This window comes from Nonomuraea sp. KM88 (assembly GCF_052245635.1).
In the GTDB taxonomy this organism is placed as follows: Bacteria; Actinomycetota; Actinomycetes; order Streptosporangiales; family Streptosporangiaceae; genus Nonomuraea.
Genome location: NZ_JBQQCC010000034.1, coordinates 1 through 19,384, shown reverse-complemented (window position 1 = coordinate 19,384; position 19,384 = coordinate 1). Strand labels below are relative to the sequence as shown.

Annotated in this window: 15 protein-coding genes; 7 read left to right on the top strand and 8 right to left on the bottom strand. The window is 72.7% G+C overall.

Annotated features, from left to right (window positions below):
* Nucleotides 1–60: 60 nt before the first annotated feature.
* Nucleotides 61–477, top strand: a complete 417-nt coding sequence (gene tnpA / locus ACTWPV_RS47810; protein WP_443156929.1) for an IS200/IS605 family transposase — start codon at nucleotides 61–63, stop codon at nucleotides 475–477.
* 94 nt (nucleotides 478–571) lie between these two features.
* On the opposite strand, the gene ACTWPV_RS47805 is transcribed toward tnpA, so the two are convergent.
* Together ACTWPV_RS47805 and ACTWPV_RS47800 are read right to left on the bottom strand one after the other, a co-directional pair.
* Nucleotides 572–910, bottom strand: coding sequence for a hypothetical protein (locus ACTWPV_RS47805; protein WP_443156928.1), 339 nt, complete (start codon nucleotides 908–910; stop codon nucleotides 572–574).
* Nucleotides 911–1,003: 93 nt separating this feature from the next.
* Nucleotides 1,004–2,581, bottom strand: coding sequence for an FAD-dependent oxidoreductase (locus ACTWPV_RS47800; RefSeq protein ID WP_443156927.1), 1,578 nt, complete (start codon nucleotides 2,579–2,581; stop codon nucleotides 1,004–1,006).
* Between the two features lie 90 nt (nucleotides 2,582–2,671).
* On the opposite strand from ACTWPV_RS47800, the gene ACTWPV_RS47795 reads away from it, so the two are divergent.
* Nucleotides 2,672–3,271, top strand: coding sequence for a helix-turn-helix domain-containing protein (locus ACTWPV_RS47795; RefSeq protein WP_443156926.1), 600 nt, complete (start codon nucleotides 2,672–2,674; stop codon nucleotides 3,269–3,271).
* 28 nt (nucleotides 3,272–3,299) lie between these two features.
* On the opposite strand, the gene ACTWPV_RS47790 is transcribed toward ACTWPV_RS47795, so the two are convergent.
* Nucleotides 3,300–4,784, bottom strand: a complete 1,485-nt coding sequence (locus ACTWPV_RS47790) for a hypothetical protein (protein ID WP_443156925.1) — start codon at nucleotides 4,782–4,784, stop codon at nucleotides 3,300–3,302.
* A 231-nt stretch (nucleotides 4,785–5,015) separates the two neighbouring features.
* Entirely contained in the window at nucleotides 5,016–5,651 is a 636-nt protein-coding gene (locus ACTWPV_RS47785; RefSeq protein ID WP_347644384.1) for an Rv1733c family protein, read from the bottom strand.
* A gap of 280 nt (nucleotides 5,652–5,931) precedes the next feature.
* Between ACTWPV_RS47785 and ACTWPV_RS47780 the strand changes: the two genes are divergently transcribed.
* Both ACTWPV_RS47780 and ACTWPV_RS47775 read left to right on the top strand, forming a co-directional pair.
* Entirely contained in the window at nucleotides 5,932–6,966 is a 1,035-nt protein-coding gene (locus tag ACTWPV_RS47780; RefSeq protein WP_443156924.1) for a TIGR04222 domain-containing membrane protein, read from the top strand.
* A 142-nt stretch (nucleotides 6,967–7,108) separates the two neighbouring features.
* The gene (locus ACTWPV_RS47775) at nucleotides 7,109–8,026 is read left to right on the top strand and encodes an LLM class F420-dependent oxidoreductase (RefSeq protein ID WP_443156923.1); all 918 of its coding nucleotides are present in this window, start codon (nucleotides 7,109–7,111) and stop codon (nucleotides 8,024–8,026) included.
* A gap of 64 nt (nucleotides 8,027–8,090) precedes the next feature.
* Here ACTWPV_RS47775 and ACTWPV_RS47770 read toward each other — a convergent pair whose 3' ends face one another.
* The 3 genes from ACTWPV_RS47770 to ACTWPV_RS47760 form a co-directional block, all read right to left on the bottom strand.
* Nucleotides 8,091–8,960, bottom strand: coding sequence for an LLM class F420-dependent oxidoreductase (locus tag ACTWPV_RS47770; RefSeq protein WP_347644387.1), 870 nt, complete (start codon nucleotides 8,958–8,960; stop codon nucleotides 8,091–8,093).
* 111 nt (nucleotides 8,961–9,071) lie between these two features.
* Complete coding sequence (locus ACTWPV_RS47765) at nucleotides 9,072–12,917, bottom strand: S8 family serine peptidase (RefSeq protein WP_443156922.1); 3,846 nt, start codon at nucleotides 12,915–12,917, stop codon at nucleotides 9,072–9,074.
* A gap of 149 nt (nucleotides 12,918–13,066) precedes the next feature.
* Nucleotides 13,067–13,654, bottom strand: a complete 588-nt coding sequence (locus ACTWPV_RS47760; RefSeq protein ID WP_443156921.1) for a TetR/AcrR family transcriptional regulator — start codon at nucleotides 13,652–13,654, stop codon at nucleotides 13,067–13,069.
* A gap of 149 nt (nucleotides 13,655–13,803) precedes the next feature.
* On the opposite strand from ACTWPV_RS47760, the gene ACTWPV_RS47755 reads away from it, so the two are divergent.
* Entirely contained in the window at nucleotides 13,804–14,181 is a 378-nt protein-coding gene (locus ACTWPV_RS47755; RefSeq protein ID WP_443156920.1) for a MerR family transcriptional regulator, read from the top strand.
* An 85-nt stretch (nucleotides 14,182–14,266) separates the two neighbouring features.
* On the opposite strand, the gene ACTWPV_RS47750 is transcribed toward ACTWPV_RS47755, so the two are convergent.
* Nucleotides 14,267–15,097, bottom strand: coding sequence for a hypothetical protein (locus tag ACTWPV_RS47750; protein ID WP_443156919.1), 831 nt, complete (start codon nucleotides 15,095–15,097; stop codon nucleotides 14,267–14,269).
* Nucleotides 15,098–15,255: 158 nt separating this feature from the next.
* On the opposite strand from ACTWPV_RS47750, the gene ACTWPV_RS47745 reads away from it, so the two are divergent.
* Together ACTWPV_RS47745 and ACTWPV_RS47740 are read left to right on the top strand one after the other, a co-directional pair.
* Nucleotides 15,256–16,008, top strand: coding sequence for an HAD family hydrolase (locus ACTWPV_RS47745; protein WP_443156918.1), 753 nt, complete (start codon nucleotides 15,256–15,258; stop codon nucleotides 16,006–16,008).
* The gene (locus tag ACTWPV_RS47740) at nucleotides 16,005–18,911 is read left to right on the top strand and encodes a pyridoxamine 5'-phosphate oxidase family protein (protein ID WP_443156917.1); all 2,907 of its coding nucleotides are present in this window, start codon (nucleotides 16,005–16,007) and stop codon (nucleotides 18,909–18,911) included. The genes ACTWPV_RS47745 and ACTWPV_RS47740 overlap by 4 nt, the downstream gene beginning before the upstream one ends.
* Nucleotides 18,912–19,384: the final 473 nt, after the last annotated feature.

The window sequence follows — 19,384 nt, the reverse complement described above, 5'->3', positions numbered from 1 at the left end:
CGGGTCGGGTCGATCCGGAAGGAGTACCGCAACTGCACGAGATCATCATACAGTTGGCTTATGGCCGAGTACAGCGATATCAGAACTGGCAGACACTGTGTTTTCGTCCTGCATGCGCATTTGGTTTTCGTCACCAAGTTCCGGCATCGGGTCTTCGCCGGCGAGCACCTGGCCCGGCTGGAAGAGATCATGCGCGCGGTCTGCGCCGACTTCGAGACCGAACTGCGCGAGTTCAACGGCGAGGACAACCATGTCCACCTGCTGGTCAACTTCCCGCCCAAGGTCGCCCTGTCCAAGCTGGTCAACAGCCTCAAAGGCGTTTCCTCGCGGCGGATGCGCCAGGAGTTTCCCGAACTGGCCCGCCACTACTACCGGGCCAGCAAACTGTGGTCGGGCTCCTACTTCGCCGGATCGGTGGACGGAGCCCCGATCAGTGTCCTGCGCCAGTACATCGAACAACACAACCGTCCCGCCTGAGCCGAAAGACGCCGATCCGCCGCCAGACGAATCGGCTGTTCCTGCCCCGCTACGCGGGCGAGCCGGCTTCACCTCCGGCCCGAAGGCCGGAGCACTACCGACGATTCCGGTAGCGGTGGCGCACTCCCAGGCCGGTCAGGCAGGTGTGGAAGGCGCTGGCCTGGGAGCCGAGAATGGACTCGTTGACGCTCCTGGCCTTGGTGTTCTCCGGCGAGGTGGTGCTGTGCGGCCCGAACAGGGTGTCCAGCCGGTTGAGCAGCTGCTCCTGCTGGTCAAGGACGAGGACGCCGTCCCTGTACTTGGTCACCCGGTATTTGCCCAGGTCGAGGAGGGTGATCGCGGCTCCCGACTGCCACATCGAGTCGGACACCGTGCGCTGGGCCGGCTTGGCCCGCCAGCCCGCACACAGCTCAAACCCGTCGGCATGGGACACCACCTCCGCACGGAACGGCTCCAGGGGACGGAGCCGGGGGACGGGGCCGCGCGATCAGAAGATCAGGGATCAGCGACCCCGTCAACGACGGCCCTAGGGAAGGCGGCGGATCTTCAGCACGTTGTCGGTGCGGGTGCCCGGCCGGCCCTCGTGGTCGTGCTGGCTGCGCTCGTACTCCTCGCTGCGCAGCACCTCCCACTCCCCCTCCGGCAGGTCGAGCGCGTCGAGCACGTCCTGCGTGGTCGGGAAGTGCACGCCGGGCATCGGGTCGTGCTCCCAGCTGGGCCAGCCGCCGTGCCCGAGGACGAGCAGCACCCCGCCGGGCGCGACGGCCGCCGCCGCGGAGCGCAGGATCTTCTCGCGCGGCAGCTCGCTCTTCGAGTGCAGGAACGAGGCCGAGACCAGGTCGTAGTGCCCGTCGGGGAACGTGCTGCCCAGGTCGTGCCGCTGCCAGTCGATGCGGTCGGCCACCTCCGCGACCTTGGCCTGCTCGGCGCCCCGGTCGAGGGCGACGCGGGAGATGTCGGTGGCGGTCACCCACCAGCCCCGCTCCGCGAGCCAGATCGCGTCGGCGCCCTCGCCGCATCCCAGGTCGAGCGCCCGGCCCGGCTCCAGGTCCGTGGCCTCGCGCACGAGCATGACGTTGGGCCTCCCGCTCCAGATCTGCGGGCGCTCGGTGTAGAAGGCGTCCCAGAACTTCTCCGGAGAGATCTGGCCACCCGCGTGCGCCCGTCGGACGGCGACGGCCCGGCGGGTCTCCTCGGCGATCAGGTCGGCGTTGATGGCCGCGCCCGCGCGCACACCCGCCGCCGCCGCACCGATGACCTGCTCGGGCAGGTTCGTCACGTTCCCCGCCACCCACACGCCGGGCACGCCGGTCGCGCCCGCCGGATCGGCGGGGACGTAGGTGCCGACCACGTGCCCGGCCATCTCCTGCTCGGCCGTCTCCAGCCCCAGCCCGGCGAGCAGGCCGGAGCGCGCGGTCATCCGGGTGGCGACGGCGAGGGCCCGGCGCGGCACCACCGTGCCGTTCACCCGCACGCCGCTGATCCGCCCGCCGGTCAGCTGCAGCCCGGTGACACGTCCTTCCACCACCGTGACGTCCCTGGCGACGAGCTGCTCGATCTCCTCCTCGCCGAACTCGGGCGCGGTGTGGCGGAAGAGGGTCACGTCGTCGCTCCACTGCCGCCACAGCAGGGCCTGGTGCACGGCGAGCGGGCTGGTGGCCACGACGCCGATCGCCTGGTCGCGTACCTCCCAGCCGTGGCAGTACGGGCAGTGCAGCACGTCGCGGCCCCACCGCTCGGCCAGCCCGGGCACGTCGGGCAGCTCGTCGACCAGTCCGGTGGTCACCAGCAGCCGGGCGGCCTCGACCTGCGACCCGTCGGCGAGCGCGAGCCGGAACCCCTTGCCGGTGCGCTCGGCGGTCTCGACCGTGCCCGTGACGATCTCGCCTCCGTACCCGGTCACCTCATCGCGGCCGGCCGCCAGCAGCTCGTGCGGCGGCACGCCCTCGCGCCCCAGGTAGACGTGCACACCATCGGCGGGCGCGTTGCGCGGCTCCCCCGCGTCGATCACCAGCACCCTGCGCCGCGCCCTGGCCAGTGTGAGCGCGCCGCTCAGCCCGGCGGCGCCGCCGCCGACGACGATCACGTCATATCTCGTGTCCATTGCCGCTCCTCTTGTCCGTGTGGTGCGGCCACTGTCCGCGACGAGGCGCGAGTTTGACAAATATCATTGCCGAAATGGCAAGCTGGATCCATGGAACTCGACGAAGTGCTGCAGGCGGTGGGGCCGCGGCTGCGGGCGTTGCGACAGGAGCGCGGCGTGACGCTGGCGCAGTTGTCCACGAGCACGGGCATCTCCGTCAGCACGCTGTCGCGCCTGGAGGCCGGGCAGCGCAAGCCGACACTGGAATTGTTGCTCCTGCTGGCCACGGCCCATCAGGTGCAGCTCGACGAGCTGATCGACGCGCCCGTCACCGGCGACCCGAGGGTGCACATGCGGCCGGTCAAGCTCAAGGGAGGCAGGACCTACATCCCGCTGACCCGGCGGCCGGGCGGGTTGCAGGCGTTCAAGCAGATCTACCCGCCGCACTGGCCGGGCTGCGAGCTGGAGCAGCAGGTCCATGAGGGTTACGAGTGGCTGTACGTCCTGTCGGGCCGGCTGCGCCTGCTGCTCGGGCGGCACGACGTGATCCTGACCCCGGGCGAGGCGGCCGAGTTCGACACGCGCACACCGCACGGCTTCGCCAACCCCGACTCCGAGCCCGCCGAGGTGCTGGCCCTGTTCGGTCCGCAGGGCGAGCGCATGCACGTCAGGGCCAAGCCCGCCCCCAAAGGAGGGCGGGCCGGTCCCTGAACCGCCGCGAGGCGGCGTTCACGTACGATCAGCGAACGACGTGGATCCTGAAGTACGCGACGGTGCCGCGCGGGTCGGGGTTGAGGTGGGTGCGCTCGACGTCCGCACGGAACCGGTACCTGCCGGGGGCGACGTCGTCGGCCGCGATCCGCAGGTTGAGCTCCACCGTCTGCCCCGGGTAGATGGTGTCGATCGTGCAGGTCACCTCGCCGCTCGTCCCCTCGCAGTCGGACTCGGAGTCGGGCACCAGGCGGAACCCGCGCGGCAGCCGGACGCTGACAGGCACGTCCGCCGCGCCGCTCAGGCCGTTCATGGCGACCGTCAACGTGGCTATGGTGCTCTCGCCCTGCTCGATCGTCCCGTCCGCCACGTCCGCGCTGATCGACAGCTGGTCGTAGACGCCCTCCGGGTCGGCCGCCTTGACGATGGCGCCGTACGAGTCGATGCCCAGCGCCGTGGCGGTGGTGCTGCCGTTGTCGCCGTTGTGCGACCGCCCGGTGGAGGTCACGCCGACGAGGCCGCTGCCCGGGGCGCGCACCATCCACGGGCCGCCGTTGTCGCCGTCGACCAGCTGGCAGTTGTGGGTGGTCAGCCCGCCGAACCGCACGTCGTGGCGGCGCGGCTCGTAGGGGCGGGCCGGGCGGGTGCGGCCCTCGCACCACATCTGGTCCTTGCCCTGGTAGGCGCGGTTCTTGTGCACGGCGGGGTAGCCGATCGTGTTGACCTTGAAGTAGCCCCCCTGGTTGCGCAGCACGGTGTAGCCGCCCACCCGGTCCTGCAACGTCTGGTCGGTGTAGATGTTCTCGACCTCCACCAGCGCGACGTCGTACGGCGAGTTGGCGCCCCCGCCCTCGTGGCCGGTGTAGGCGCTCGGCTTCCACGCGCGCACCGCCCCCCAGCGGCTGTACGGCTCCCGCTCTTTCCGCCCGTCGTAGGCGGGCACGAACAGCAGGTAGCGATGCCAGCCGTGGTGCCGCGGATCCTGGCGGTACCCCCCTTCGTGGTGGTCGCCGGGCTCGCCGTACACGCACTGCGCGGCGGTGACGATCAGCGACTCGTCGCGCGAGCGCACCACGGCCGCGGTGCAGGACCTGAGCTTGTCGTGGGCGTCGACGAAGAACAGCCGGCCGGCCGCGCGCGTGTGCGGGAGCTTGCTGTACGGGCGCCGGACCTTGGCGTAGCCGTTGCTGTCACCGCCGGGCGTCAGCCGCTGGGACGACGGGACGCCGGTGATCCGGGCCGCGCCCTCGCCGTGGTACGGCGTCAGCTCGGTCTCCGGCAGGGGCGCGCCGAGCGCGGCCGCCATGCGGGCGGGCGTCCAGAAGTCGCTCGACCGGTGGGCGTCCATCTCCGGCGACTTGTCCGCGCCGTGCGGCCACCGCGGGCGCGTGTCCGCCGGCCCCGCCACGGGTGCAGCGGCCCTGCCGGCCCCCGACGCGGCGGCCACCGGCACCATGAGGCCGGTCATGGCCAGGGCGGCGGCCGTCGTGATCGGGATGGTCCGTGATCTCATCTGTCCCCCTGAACAGGCGATGACTGAAAATGACGGGGAAACTGTAAGTCATCGTCCTGGCACCCTCCGTGCATGTCGGCGCATGTCCACCACACCCGCGCCGGTTACGGAGGTTGCGCGCTGCCTGGCGTGTCGGCACCCGACGGCCAAAGCAGGAAATATCATGATGCGCACCGACCACGCGGAATCATCCGTTACGGGCGATGTCACGTGTGGGCGATGGGGATGCGCCTACGAGCGGCGGCGCCGCCGCTCGTCGACCAGCGACCAGGCGTCCTCCCACGCGCGGTACCGGCCGCGGTTCACCAGCCACCGGAACCCCGCGAGGGCCGTCAGCACCGCCGCCACCGCGGCCAGCATGACGAGCATCCCCGTCACCACGCCGGTGACGTGGATCTCCACCGCGGTCGGCGGCGGGAGCGCCGGCCGGCCGGTCTCGTCGACCCAGATCCGCACCGTCGTGCCCGCCTTGGCCATGGCGGGCCCGCGTACCTGACCGGTGTGCTCCTGCCCGGAGGGCATGGTCCACCGCGCCTGGACCGGGCCGCCCCTGGGCACCGAGCCGAGCGACGTCGGGCTGACGGGCACGTCCGCCAGCAGCGTCGCGTTCACCTGCAACCGCCCGCCGGCGCCCGCGTTCGCCGCGCTCTGGTACGCCTGCCGCCCCGCCGTCACCGCGGGCCACGCGCTGAGCAGCACCAGCAACACGGCGACCAGCAGCGCGAGACTCTCCAGGCGGTCGGATCGGCGGCGCAGCGGGTTGCGGTCGAACCGGTATCTCCGCACTTGTCGCATCACCGAGTCGCGCATCACGAACACCCCCTGACGGCACTCTCCGGGTGTCGCCATCATGTCCGGCAGAGGCATGGGTCCCTCATAGGTCCCTGCCCGCCCGGGCCCCGCCGTATCAGGATATTGCCTGGTTAAACCCCTCATGGGCGCACGCCGCCCGCAAGCCCCGCGTTCCACGCCGGTACGGGCCGCGGCCGGGCCGGCGCCGCACGGTGATCAGCGGATCGCGGGCGCGCTCGCGGCGCTTCTGCTCGTTCTGCTCATTCTCCGGGGAACCGCCGGCCGGACGGGGAACGTCTTCCAAGCACAGGGGGCCGCCTGCGTTTCATCATTTCTCTGCTCAAGGGGAGACACAATGGACGGGGTTTCCTACGCGATCGCCATCTCGCTGGTCGCACTCATCGCCCTCGCCGCGGCACGCACACACCTGGCGTTGTCCGCCGCCCGATCCAGGACGGCGCCGGCCACAGGCTCTCCACTCGACCTCTACCAGGCGGCCTATCTCGCGGGCGGGCCGCGCCGGGTGATCAACACGGCGCTGGTGTCGCTGGTGGCCCAGGGCGGGGTCCGGGTGTCCAGCGAGGGGGTCGTCACACCGGTGCAGGGCTTCCGGCCGAACAAGCGGGCCCGGATCGAGCGAGCGGTATACCGGCAGGTCAAGGGCGGGATGGGCGGATCCACCGCGGCCGAGGTACGCCACGGCGTCGGCGACGCCGAAGCGATGCGATGGTTGTCCACCCCCCTGCTGCGGCGGGGCTACCTGATGCCGCCGGCCGCCCGGGTGAGGGCACGGCGGCGTACCGGCCTGCTGGTCGTCCTCACCGCGCTGGCGGTGCTCGCGGCCGCGGTGGGGACGGCTCTGCACGGCCCCGTGGGCGCGGTCGCGATCGCGGTCGTGGCCGCCGTGGCCGGGCTCGGCTGCTCCTTCCTGCTCCGCCGCCGGCTGGCCGACCCGCTCACCAGGTCCGGACGGGCGGCGCTGGAGCGGGCGGACGTCCGGGCCCTCGCGGACGGCTCGTGGCAGAGTTCCGACGACATCAGCGAGGTGGCGCTGCACGGGTTGACGAAGCTGCCCGACCGGCGGCTCGCCGACACGCTGCGCCGCGACACCCGGACCAGGACCCGATCGCGCGCCGCGTGCTGCGCTCCGGGACACTGCGGGTCGTACGGCAGGACGAGCATCCCGGTCCACGACCCCGCCGTCCCCTCCGGCGGAGGGTCGTGCGGTGGCGGCTTCTTCGACTTCAGCGGCCTGTTCGGCTCCGACCGCTCGGGGTCGCACTCGGGCGGCGGCTACGGCGGCGGCGACTTCAGCGGCGGCAGCAGCAGCGGCGGGGACAGCGGCGGCGGTGGTTGCGGTGGAGGCGGCTGCGGCGGGGGCGGCACGTGACAGAGACGGCGCGTCAGGCGGCGCGGGCCGGGCGGGTGACAAAGACGACGGCAAGTCATGAAGCGGGCCTTGCGCTACGCCGACGTTACGCCACATATCGTGGTGGCCTGGGTGACAGGTGACGACCAAGGTGGTGATTGCGATGCCGGAGGCGAGCATCGACGTGGCGGCGCTGAAGCGGCGCATGGGGCGGGTAGGCGTCTGGAACGCCACGCTGACCGGCGAGCCCGCCGTGGTCGAGCGGGACGCCGCCGGCGAGATCGAGAGCCTGGGCTTCGGCACGCTGTGGTTCGGTGAGACCCCGGCGGGCAAGGAGTCGCTGGTCCATGCGGGACTGCTGCTCGACGCGACCCAGAGCATGATGATCGCCACCGGGATCGCCAGCATCTGGGCCCGCGACGCCACCGCCGCCGCGAACGGCGCGAGCGCGCTCGCCGAGGCGTACGCCGGGCGGTTCGTGCTCGGCCTGGGCGTGAGCCACGCGCCCGCCGTGGAGATGCGCGGTCATGACTACAGCAGGCCGGTGTCGGCGATGCGCGACTACCTCGACGCCATGGACTCGACGAAATACGGCGGCCCGCTGCCCGCGCCGGCGCCGCGGGTGCTGGCCGCGCTCCGCCCCCGGATGCTGGAGCTGTCCGCCCAGCGCACGCAGGGGGCGCACCCCTATTTCGTCCCCGTGGAGCACACCACGCGCGCCCGTGCCGTTCTCGGCCCCGATCCCGTGCTGGCACCGGAGCAGACGGTCGTGCTGGACACCGATCCGGTACGGGCGCGGCAGACCGCCCGCCGCTTCATGTCGCTCTACCTCGGCCTGCCGAACTACGTCAACAACCTGCTCGACCTGGGCTGGAGCGAGGACGACGTCACCGGTGGCGGCAGCGACGCGCTGGTCGACGCCATCGTGGCCTGGGGCGACCCGGAGGCGATCATCGAGAGGGTGCGCGACCACCTCGACGCGGGCGCCGACCATGTCTGCGTCCAGCCGCTCGCCGCCACGACCGAAGACCTGCTGGAGCACCTGCGCGTCCTGGTCGGCGCCGGCCTCGCCTCGATCTGACCCTGCCGTTCGACCGTGCCCGCTCGACCGGTGGGCCCCCTGCCCCGCCTCGATCTGACCCGGCTCAGCTCTCGCGCAGCCCGAGTGCGACCGAGGCGGTCGCCAGGGCGGCGATGTGCTCGTCGACGGAGCTCAGCCCCGCTTTCATGGTGTTGACGGCCAAGTGCGTGGCGCCGGCCTCGCGCCACCGGCCCGCCAGCGCGCCCAGCTCGTCGGCGTCGCCCGTCCAGCTGACGCGCCCCTCCATGCCGATGGCGGAGGGGTCGCGTCCGGCCTGCGAGGCGGCCTCCTCGACGATGGCCCTCGCCTCGTCCAGCCGCGGTCCGGGAGACATCTGCGGGAACCACCCGTCGGCCAGCCGGCCGGCGCGGCGGTAGGCCGGAGGCGACTGCGCCCCGAACCAGACGGGGATCGGCCTGCTCACCGGCAGCGGCGCGAGGCCCGCCCCGGTCACCCGGTCGAAGCTGCCCTCGAACGTGACCGACTGCTCGCTCCACAACCGGCGCATCAACCCGACCTGCTCCTCGATGCGCCTGCCCCGGGTGGCGAAGTCCTGGCCCAGGGCTTCGTACTCGACCTGGTTCCAGCCGAGCCCCACGCCGAACCGGAAGCGGCCGCCGGTGAGCAGGTCGACCTCTGCCGCCTGCTTGGCCGCCAGGACCGTCTGCCGCTGGGGCAGGATCACAATGCCGGTGACCAGTTCCAGCCTGGTCAGCGCGGCGAGATAGCCGAACAGGACCAGGGGTTCGTGAAAGGTGCTCCGCACGTCGTAGGGGCCTTCCCAGCCCTGATGGACCGCCGGGTCGGCGCCGACCACGTGGTCGAAGGCCATCACGTGCCGGAATCCGAGCTCCTCGGCCGCTTGCCCGTAGGCGCGCACCGCGCCCACGTCCGCGCCGATCTCGTTCTGCGGAAATACGACACCGATTCGCATCTATGGCTCCCGTTCGACACCAGACGTCTTTCGACCATCATCGCGTTCGCGGTGCCGCCGCCCGCGGCCGGCGCCGCCCGCGGGTGTCGCGGGAGGCGCCGGCGGCGCGGCTCACTTCAGCGCGTACGCCCGCTCGATGGTCTGCGTGACCGTGGCTCCCTCCTTGTTGGACGCGGTGACCCGCAGCGAGACGTACCCGCTGGTGGCGGAGAGCGGCGGGTGCACCACGAGCGCCTGGTAGCGGTCCTGGCCCCGCTTCCCGGTGAGCGCCGGCAGCCAGGTGGCGCCGTCGTCGACCGAGTACTCGGCCTTGAGCCGCTTGACCGCGTGCTTCTTCTGGACCGACTCGTGCGGGCCCGCCCCGATCTCGAACGTGAACGGCTGGCCGGCCCGCGCCCGGTTCAGCAGGTCGAGCGGGAGGTCGTAGCTGAGCAGGATCGCCGGCTGGACGGCGCACGACGGCCCGTACGAGCAGGACTGCCCGTCCGGCGTGCCGGACGGCGGCGAGGAGGCGAACGACCACTCGGTGCTCACCTTCGGCGACAGTGTCCGCTTGGTGGTGTCGACGCTCTCCAGCCGGTACGCCGCGCTCCCCCCGGGGACGGTGAACGAGCGGGGCGCGCGCCCCTGCACCGGGATCTCCCGGTCGCCCGCGAAAAGCCGTGGCGCGGACTTGACCTCGGCCGTGCTCAGGTCGGTGAGGTGGCGCGGGTCGGAGTCCGACCACCGGTCGAGCGGCACGAACCGGTCGCCGTCGCGGCACATCACGCACGGCACGCCGGCGGGGTAACCCTTGGGCTGCTCGGCGGCGCCCGGCGCCAGGGGAGCCTTGAACCAGTGCTCGCTCTGCCGGCGGTCGTGCCGGGTGAAGCGGTCGCTGGAGTGCAGGCGCAGGCTCTGGTTGGTGATCTCGCGGCTCCAGGTGACCTTGTCGTCGACCGGGCCGAAGTACTCGGTGCGGGCCAGCGGCATGGTGAGGGGCTGCCCGTACGTGATCTCGCCGGGCTCCTCGTCCGTGGTGGACGACCCGAACTCCCGGCCGGCGGTGCCCGGCTGGTCGGCGTGGTACTGGGCGTCGATGCGCACGAGGTCCCGGGTGTCCACCGTGGGGGCCTTGCGGGGGATCCGGTCGCGCTCGTCGTAGCGCAGCCGGTACACCGGTCCCCGGTCATCCGCCGCGTCATCCGGCACCAGGCGCATCGAGACCGGCCGCGCGTCCGCGGCGGCGCGCAGCGCGCGGCCCTGCTCGGCGCTCAGCCCCAGCCCCAGGAACGTCCCGGTGGAGTAGGGCGCCCTGGCCCTGCCACCGTCGACGTCGAGGTAGCCGGCGAAGCCGGCGGCGCCGCGCGCGGCGGCGAGCTTGGCCGCCTGGTCCATCGCCCCTGCCGCACCCCGGTACGAGTCGTCCGGGACCGGCACTCCGGCCAGGACCAGCTTGCCCGCCACGTCGACGTCCTGGAAGTCCGCCTCCCTGCCCTGCCCCACGGACACGACGGGCAGGGTGCGGTCCTCGGTCAGGGCGGCGTGCATGCCGGCGACGTCGTAGACAGGGTCGAGCCGGAGCCGGCCCGCGGTCGCGGAGGTCAGCGCGGCGGGGTCGAGCCGCCACCCGTGGGAGAGCCGCATCTCACCGGCCGGGACCTTGCCGACGGGCGTGACGTAGAGGTCCTGGCCGGGAGCGGTGCCCGCGTACACGGAGACGGGGTTGTTGCGGTCGGTGAACGTGCGGACGTACCAGGCCCTTCCGTCGCCTTCCGTCTTCTCCTTGGTGACCGGCCTGATCGGCACGGTGTCGCGGGCGTCCAGGGTGACGGTCCTGTCGCCGTCGAGCGTGACGGTCGCGATGACCATGCTGGTACGGTTCGCGGTCGTCGCGTCGTGGATCACCGTGACGACCTCGTACTCGCCCGCGGGCAGCGGCACCTGCCTGTTGCCCTGGGCGTCGGTGCGCGCGGTGTAGTAACCGGCCGGGTGGAACGGGTCCTCGGGGCTGACCTTCCGTTTCGTCGGGATGTAGTAGACGAGCGGCTCGGTGCCCGCGCGTCCGCTGCCGAACTCCTTGAAGCCGTAGGAGTTGACCAGCGAGACGGTCAGCTGGTGGGTGGGCAGGCCGGTGTAGTAGCTGAACGGCGTGACCAGTTCGGCGCCGCCGCCGCTCGCGGTGATCCAGCCGCCGTACGCGCCGGTCTCCCCCTTGGCGGGATCGACGGTGACGTCGACGGTGGCAGAACCGTTCGCGGGCACGGTGACGCTCCCGGCGCTGAGGCGCACCGCCCCTTCGGGCGCGGGCCTGCCGCTCCAGCCGCGGGTCGCGGACGCGACGGACAGGGTGACGTCCTCGCTCCCGGTGTTGCGGTAGGTGACCTGCCGCGTGACCGGCTCGCCGGCGAGCACGCGGAAGTCGACGGCCCAGGTCGCGAACACCTGCTGGGTGACCGCGCGGGCCACGTCGACGCGGCCGCTGCCCTGCTCGAACCAGCTGTGGCCGCCGTCGCGCGCGGCGGTGGAGGTCAGCGCGTCGCGCAGCTCGCCGGCGTCCCAGCCGGGGTGCTGCTGGGCCAGGATCGCCGCGGCGCCGGCCACGTGCGGGGTGGCCATGGAGGTGCCCGAGCCGGCGGTGTAGCGCTCGTTGCCCGGGTACGGTTTGCCGGACGAGGCGGAGGAGAGGGCGGCCACGATGCCGTCGCCTGGGGCGACGATGTTCGGCTTGACGGCCGCGTCGTACAACCGGGGTCCCTTGCTGGAGAAGCCGCTCAGCGACGTGCCGGTGTCCTTGTCGACCGACCCGACGGCGACGGCCTCGCCGGCGGCGGCGGGGGTGTCCACCGTGAGCGTGTCCCCGGCGTTGCCGGCGGCGGCGACGAACAGCGTGCCGTGCTTCCTGGTGAGCTCGTCCACGGCCTGGCTCATCGGGTCGGTGCCGTCGCCGCAGCAGCCGCCCAGGCTCAGGTTGACCACGTCGGCGCCCTGCTCGGCTGCCCACTCCATGCCGGCGATGGCCCACGACCACTCGCCTCTGCCGTTGTCGCCGAGCACCTTGCCGATCAGCAGGGAGGCGCCGGGCGCGACGCCCTTGTACGTCCCTCCCGACGCGCTGCCGGAGCCGGCGATGGTGGAGGCGACGTGGGTGCCGTGGCCCTGCTTGTCGGTGATGCTCGGCGACGTGGAGAAGTTCTCGCTGGCGGCGATCTTGCCCGCCAGGTCGGGGTGCTCGGCGTCGATGCCCGTGTCGAGCACGGCGACCTTGGTCCCGGTGCCGTCGAAGCCCTTCTCCCAGCCGGCGGGCGCGCCGATGAGCGGCACGCTCTTGTCGAGCGACGCGGTGACCTGCCGGTCCAGCCAGAGCTTGGCGATGCCGCCCGCCGTTCTCTCGAGCGCGGGCCGCTCGCCGAGGAAGCCGTTCCAGAACCGGCCCGCGTCGGCCGGCTTCACGGTGAGCGCGGCCCCGTCGATGCTGGGCAGCGGGCGCACGTCCGCGGCGCCGGCCAGGGCTCTCGCGGTCGCGGGCAGCGCGGACGCGGCGGGCTCGCCCCGGTAGGTGACCAGCAACGGGATGCGGTCGGTACGCCCTTCGCGGGCCAGCGTGTCGACGTCGAACAGCGTCTCGTCCAGGGTTCCCGAGCTGACCAGGGGCGCGGCGTCGGACGGCAGGACCAGCCGGCCGCCGCTCCCGGCCGGGAGGGTCGCGAAGCTGACCGGCGTGCCGCCGGGGCGCGGGGCCTCCTGGATGGAGATCTTGGGCACGCCGTCCTTGACCGGCGTGTACGTGACGACGTCGCCGGTGATCAGCGTGATGGTCAGGGGTTCGCCGGCTTCGGCGGGGACCTGGCCGGCCGTGGCGGGGACCGCGGTGGCGGTCTGACCGGGAGGTGCGGCGTGGCCGGGGCTCGCGCCGAGGGCGACAACGAGGGCGGCGCCGGCTAAGAGCGCCGGGAGCCTGAGGTGCTGGTGGTGCACAGGGTTCTCTCTTCAACTACCGGTGGGAACGCTCCCACACTGGAAGATCGGTTCGCCTCCCTTGTACCAGCGCCACCACTGCCCTCAGCCGGCACGGGCCATTTTTCGGTATACCGAATCGCGCGCCGGCGCAGCCGTCCCGCGAAGAGTCAGAGCTTCCTGTGGGGGCCCAGCGTCTCGTCGAGGGCGTCGCGCATCGCGTCGGCGAGGGCCCCCTCGCCGGTCAGCGCCCAGAGGATGAGCACGCCGTTGTAGGTCACCTGCACCGCGCGGGCCAGCCGCGCGACGTCCGTCTCGCCCGCGAGCTCCCCCGCCGCCACCGCCTCGGCCAGCAGCGCGGCCATCTCCTCGCGCGTACGCCGGGCGTGCTCGGCGGCGTGCGCGCGGAACTCGGGGTCGGTCAGGTCGAGTTGCAGGAAGCCGAGGCTGTGGGCCAGCTCTTCGGGGGTGGCCACGCTCTCCGACAGGCCTGCCACGGCGGCCCGCAGCGCCTCCAGCGGCGACCCGTGCTCCTGCCTGGCCCGCAGGAACGGCCGCGCCACGCTCTCCTCGGCCTGCCCGGCCACCGCGAGGAGCAGGCCGCGCTTGGAGCCGAACCGCTGCACCAGGGTGGCCGGGGACAGCCCGGCCTCCTGGGCGACCGCGGCCAGGGTGAGGCTCTGCGGCCCGTGCCGGCCGATCGCGCGGGCGGCGGCCTGGAGGATCGCCTCGTCGCTGGTCGTCCGGGGCCTGCCCATGATGCCTCCGCTGGTCAACGAACGGTCATCCATGTTAGCCGCCGGGGTCGGCAGGTGGCGGCGGGCGAGCGCGGTGCGCCGAGTAGGCTCAACGCTCACATGAATGTCAGAGGCAGGTCTTGTGCCGGAGATCACCCGGGGAGGACGACGTGCGCATCGGTGAGCTCGCGTCACACACGGGAGTCAGCGTCCGGTCGCTGCGCTACTACGAGGAGCAGGGGCTGCTCGCCAGCACCCGCAGCGCGAGCGGGCAGCGGCACTACACGGACGACGTGGTCGAACGGGTCACGCTCATCCAGCGCCTGTACGCCGCGGGCCTGTCCAGCCGCACCATCGCCGAAGTGCTCCCGTGCGTCGATTCGCCCAGCGAGGAAACCTCCGACGCCGCCCTGGAACGGATGGCGCAGGAGCGCGACCGGCTCTCCGCGCACATCGCCGACCTCGTCCGCACCCGCGACGCGCTCGACGAGCTGATGGCGGTGAACCGCGCATATCGCGAGAAGCTGCGGGCGGCGCCGGTCGGCTGAGCCGGGTTCGCGCCGCCGGCACCGCCGGTCGCAAGGCCTTGGGACGCTCTCACCGGCCCGACGATGCCGCGGTCCGCACCGGCCTTCAGGACGTGACGGTGACGCCCGTCACCGCGAAGCGCTCGACCGTCGCCACGTGACCGCCCGTGGAGACCACGACCGTGAGGGTCTTGCCCGGCCGGGCCGTGAAGTCGACCGTGGCCGACCAGGGTGCCTTCCGCCCGCCGGCGGGCACGCAGCACCGCTCGCCCAGCGGGGCGTCCGAGCCCGGCCGGCGCACGTGGACGGTGATGCTCTCGTCCACGCCCGAGATGCGCCCGCCCACGGTGAGCGGCGAGGTCACGGCGGTGCCGTACGCCGGCTTCGTCAGCGTGAACGAGGTGTCGTCGGTGCCGACGACCTCCCACGGGGCGTCCTCGCCCGGCCCGTACCGCATGAGGTGCACGACGGCCGCGACCGCCGGCCGGTCGCCCTCCTGGCTGCGGTAGCCGACGTGCACGCGCGCGTGCACGCCTTCCTGCTCGGTCTTGACGGCCCGGTCGATCTCGGTGAAGCCGAGGTAGTCGCGGGTGAAGGCGAGCGCGGTGCGGGCGGCGTCGAGGTGCCATGCCTGGTCGCCGTCCTCGCCCCGGGCCTCCCGCCAGCGCGCCGCCTCCTCCTGGGTGGAGAACGGCCACAGCGGCTGGTAGCGGCCGGCGACGAGCGACTCGCCCGGCGCGGGCGTGCCGGCGTCCGGGGCGGTCGAGGGCGAGCCGGACGGGCTGGGCGGGCCGGTGGGCCCGGTCGAGGGCGGCGCGGTCGAGGGCGGCGCGGTGGCCGTCGCCTCCGGGTCCGTCCCGCCCCCGCAGCCGGCGACGGTGACCGCGACGGCGACCGGGAGCGCCGCCAGCGGGAGCGGCACGCGGAACACCTTCATGCGGACCTCCTGCGACAGCGCTCACGGTGGCGAACCCAACGTACCCCCGATGGCCCAGGACCGCGGGAAGCCCGCGTGGTCGCCGTCCCGGCCGTCCCGTCCGGTAGCCGGGTCGCACGGTCAGGGCTGGCGGCCCCGTACGCGGGTAGCGTCCTGACATGTCCACCTTCGACCTGAGCAGACTCCGCGCGGTGGTCTTCGACACCGACGGGGTGGTCACCGACACGGCGCGGGTGCACGCGGCCGCGTGGAAGCACGTGTTCGACGCCTTCCTGCGGGGCCGGGGGGCGGCGCCGTTCGACATCCGCGCCGACTACCTGGCGTACGTGGACGGGCGGCCGCGACTCGACGGGGTACGGACGTTCCTGGCCTCGCGCGGCGTCTCGCTGCCGGAAGGCGGCCCGCGCGACGAGCCGGGGGCGCCGACCGTTCACGGGCTCGGGCTGGCCAAGGACGCGCTGTTCCAGGAGCAGATCGACAAGCACGGTGTGGCCGCGTTCCCCTCGACCGTCGCGCTGCTGCACGAGTTGCGGCGCCGCGGGGCCCGTACGGCGGTGGTCTCTGCCAGCAGGCACTGCCGCGCGGTGGTGGCGTCCGCCGGACTGATGCACCTGTTCGACGCGGTGGTCGACGGCGACGACGCGGCCGGGCTGGGGCTGCCGGGCAAGCCGGATCCCGCGCTGTTCCTGGAGGCGTCCCACCGCCTGCAGGTGTCCGCGACCGAGGTGGCGATCGTCGAGGACGCGTTGCCCGGGGTCGAGGCCGGCCGCAGGGGCGGGTTCGGGCTGATCGTCGCGGTGGACAGGAGCGGCTCGCAGGAGGCGCCGATGCGCGCGGCCGGCGCCGACGCGGTGGTGGCCGACCTGGCCGACGCGAGCGTGACCGGGCGGGTGCCCGTGGGGCGGCGATGAACGCCTGGACGCTCGTCTACGAGGGGTTCGACGCCGCCGGCGAGGGGCTGCGCGAGGCGCTGTGCACGCTCGGCAACGGCCGGTTCGCGACGCGGGGGGCCACCCCCGACGGGCGGCCGCGCACCCCGGGCACGTACCTGGCGGGCTGCTACGACCGGCTCGACTCGGTGGTGGCCGGCCGTACGGTGACGAACGAGGACATCGTCAACCTGCCCGACTGGCTGCCGCTGACGTTCGCCACTCCGGAGTGCGGCTGGTTCCGGCCCGAGGAGGCCGGACTGCTGCGTTACCGGCACGAGCTGGACCTGCGGCACGGCGTGCTGACGCGGGAGCTGCGCTGGCGCGACGGCGCGGGCCGGGTCACGCACGTACGCCAGCGCCGTCTGGTGTCCATGGCCGACCCCACGCTGGCCGCGCTGGAGACCACGTTCACCGCGGAGAACTGGTCGGGGCCGATGCGGGTGCGCGCCACGCTGGAGGGCCGGGTGACGAACTGCGGCGTCGCCCGCTACCGCGACCTGCGCGGCGACCATCTCACCGGGCACGAGACGGGCGCGGACAACGGCATGGCCTGGCTGACGGCGACCACGCGCAATGCGCGCGTCATGGTGGCGCTGGCCTCCAGGATCGACGGGGACACGCCGTCCGCGCGGCCCGCGCTGGGCGGCGACCACATCACCTCCGACCACGTGCTCGACCTGGCCGAGGGTGAGCCGGCCCGGATCACCAAGACCGTGGCGCTGACGAGTTCGCGCGACCCCGCCGGCCACGACCCGCGCTCGTCGGCCCTGCGTCACGTACGCCGCGCGCCGCGCTTCGACGAGCTGCTGGCCCGCCACGCGTCGGCGTGGGAGTGTCTGTGGCGGCGGGCCCGGCTCGACGTGGACGGCCCCGAGCTGTCGCAGCTCGTCCACCTGTACGTCTTCCACCTGCTCCAGACGCTCTCCCCGCACACCGCCGACCTCGACGCCGGGGTGCCCGCCCGGGGTCTGCACGGCGAGGCGTACCGGGGGCACGTGTTCTGGGACGAGCTGTTCGTGGAGCCGTGGCTGAACCTGCGCTTTCCCGAGATCTCGCTCGGCCTGCTGCGCTACCGCTGGCGGCGCCTGCCCGAGGCCAGGGACGCGGCCGCGGAGGCCGGGTACGAAGGCGCGATGTTCCCGTGGCAGAGCGGCAGCGACGGGCGCGAGGAGACGCAGAGGCTGCACCTCAATCCCGTCTCCGGCCGCTGGCTGCCGGACAACTCCCACCGCCAGCGCCACGTCGGCCTGGCCATCGCCTACAACGTGTGGCACCACTACCTGGCCACCGGCTCGATGCCGCCCTGGTGCGCGGAGCTGGTGCTCGACATCGCCAGGTTCTTCGCCTCGCTGGCCGAGCTGCGCGACGGCCGCTACGAGATCCGCGGCGTCATGGGCCCCGACGAGTATCACGACGCCTACCCGGGCTCCGACGAACCCGGCGTGGCGAACAACGCCTACACCAACGTCATGACCGTGTGGCTGATGACGCTCGCCCGCGAGACCGCCGTGCTGGCGCCGCAGCTGGCGCCGCCGGCCGCCGAGCTGGCCCGCTGGGACGACGTCAGCCGCCGCATGAGGGTCGACTTCCACCACGGCGTCATCAGCCAGTTCACGGGGTACGGCGATCTGCTGGAGCTCGACTGGGAGCGTTATCGCGGCGTGCGCCGCCTGGACCGGGTGCTGGAGGCCGACTGCGACGACGTCAACCGCTACCAGGCCTCCAAGCAGGCCGACACGCTCATGCTCTGCTACCTGCTGGGCGACGAGCAGCTGACCGCGATCCTGGAACGGCTCGGCTACGCGCCCGACCCCGGCCTGATCTCCAGGACGATCTCCTACTACCTGCGGCGCACCAGCCACGGCTCCACGCTCAGCGCCGTCGTGCACGCCTGGATCCTGGCCCGCCGCAACCGGGAGCGGTCCTGGGAGTTCTTCATCGAGGCCCTCACCGGTGACGTCAGTGACGTGCAGGGCGGCACGACCGCGGAGGGCATCCACCTGGGAGCCATGGGCGGCACGCTCGACCTGCTGCAGAGCTGCTACCTGGGCCTGGAGCTCGAACGGGGCGGGCGGCTGCGGCTGGACCCGCTGGTGCCCGAGCGGCTCGGCCTGGTGTGCATGCCGCTGCGCTACCACGGGCGCCAGATCTTCGTCGACGCCGACCATCGCGAGGCGCGCATCAACGGCACCATGCGCCGCACCTATACGCGAGGAGATGTGATCATGACTGGTACCGGCGATTTCGGACGCCGCATCATTCATCACCGCGAACGTCTCGGTTTGACCCGGGAGCAGGTCGCCGACAAAGCCGACATGTCACCCGGTTACGTGAAATATCTGGAAGAGAACGCCGACACGCCCGACACCGGCGCCCTCTACCGCCTGGCGGACGCCCTGCAGACCACGGTCGAGGAGCTGCTCGGCGGCGGCCGGGACCGTCCGCCCGGACGCGGCCCCGCCATGGCCCATCCCACCCTGGAGGTGCTGGACCGGGAGGAGTGCCTGCGGCTGATCGAGTCCGGCGGGATCGGCCGGGTGGCCTTCAACGGCTCGCACGGGCCGACGGTGCTGCCCGTCAACTACAAGCTGCACGACGGCGACATCGTCTTCCGCACCGCGGCGGGCGGCGCCATGGACGAGGACCTGCGCAGCGGGGTGAAGGGGGTCGACATCGTGATCGCCTTCGAGATCGACCGGATCGACGAGGTCAACCGCGAGGGCTGGAGCGTCCTGGTGCAGGGTCCCGCCCATCACGTGCCGGCCGAGGAGGTGGCGGACGCGGCAGGCTCCGGTGTCACCCCCTGGGCGGGCGGCGAGCGGCTCCTCTACGTCCGCATCTCCCCGCGGCAGATCACGGGCCGCCGCATCCACGGCGTGTGAGCACACCTCACGGGCCCGCCGGACGGTGTTCATCACATGCCTCCGAGGAGACCCCCGCCTACAGGCGAGGGAGGAATCGGACCCCTGCGAGCGGGACAGGGGTAGCCGATTCGCCGCCGGGCGAACCGGCGTCAAAACGCCGCACGACACCGCACGGTTCGGTGATGTGTTCGACGGTGGCGATGACCAAGCCACCGGACGCACGATCAGAAGCACCCTCGCCGCAGGGCTTGCGGAGAGGTGAAACGCCTGTGGAGCTGGTGTAAGACCTCAACGAGAGTTCCCTCTCGGGCGGGCGACCGGCGGTGAAGCAGGAAGGCCAGTCGGCGACGGCTGGAATCCCGGTCCTTCAGGACTCTGTTGGCCGATTCCGGTTGATGATCCCCAGTTCGGGAGGGAGGCTGGGAACACCGGGCCGCGAGAACATGGAGGAGTTCCGTCATGTCTCTGCGTCCCCAGCCCGCTCGCGACGT

Bases quoted from the DNA above. Each gene is read 5' to 3' on its own strand.
- tnpA (WP_443156929.1), top strand. From the start codon at position 61: ATGGCCGAGTACAGCGATATCAGAACTGGCAGACACTGTGTTTTCGTC.
- ACTWPV_RS47800 (WP_443156927.1), bottom strand. From the start codon at position 2,581: ATGGACACGAGATATGACGTGATCGTCGTCGGCGGCGGCGCCGCCGGG.
- ACTWPV_RS47795 (WP_443156926.1), top strand. From the start codon at position 2,672: ATGGAACTCGACGAAGTGCTGCAGGCGGTGGGGCCGCGGCTGCGGGCG.
- ACTWPV_RS47790 (WP_443156925.1), bottom strand. From the start codon at position 4,784: ATGAGATCACGGACCATCCCGATCACGACGGCCGCCGCCCTGGCCATG.
- ACTWPV_RS47785 (WP_347644384.1), bottom strand. From the start codon at position 5,651: ATGCCTCTGCCGGACATGATGGCGACACCCGGAGAGTGCCGTCAGGGG.
- ACTWPV_RS47780 (WP_443156924.1), top strand. From the start codon at position 5,932: ATGGACGGGGTTTCCTACGCGATCGCCATCTCGCTGGTCGCACTCATC.
- ACTWPV_RS47775 (WP_443156923.1), top strand. From the start codon at position 7,109: ATGCCGGAGGCGAGCATCGACGTGGCGGCGCTGAAGCGGCGCATGGGG.
- ACTWPV_RS47770 (WP_347644387.1), bottom strand. From the start codon at position 8,960: ATGCGAATCGGTGTCGTATTTCCGCAGAACGAGATCGGCGCGGACGTG.
- ACTWPV_RS47760 (WP_443156921.1), bottom strand. From the start codon at position 13,654: ATGGGCAGGCCCCGGACGACCAGCGACGAGGCGATCCTCCAGGCCGCC.
- ACTWPV_RS47750 (WP_443156919.1), bottom strand. From the start codon at position 15,097: ATGAAGGTGTTCCGCGTGCCGCTCCCGCTGGCGGCGCTCCCGGTCGCC.
- ACTWPV_RS47745 (WP_443156918.1), top strand. From the start codon at position 15,256: ATGTCCACCTTCGACCTGAGCAGACTCCGCGCGGTGGTCTTCGACACC.
- ACTWPV_RS47740 (WP_443156917.1), top strand. From the start codon at position 16,005: ATGAACGCCTGGACGCTCGTCTACGAGGGGTTCGACGCCGCCGGCGAG.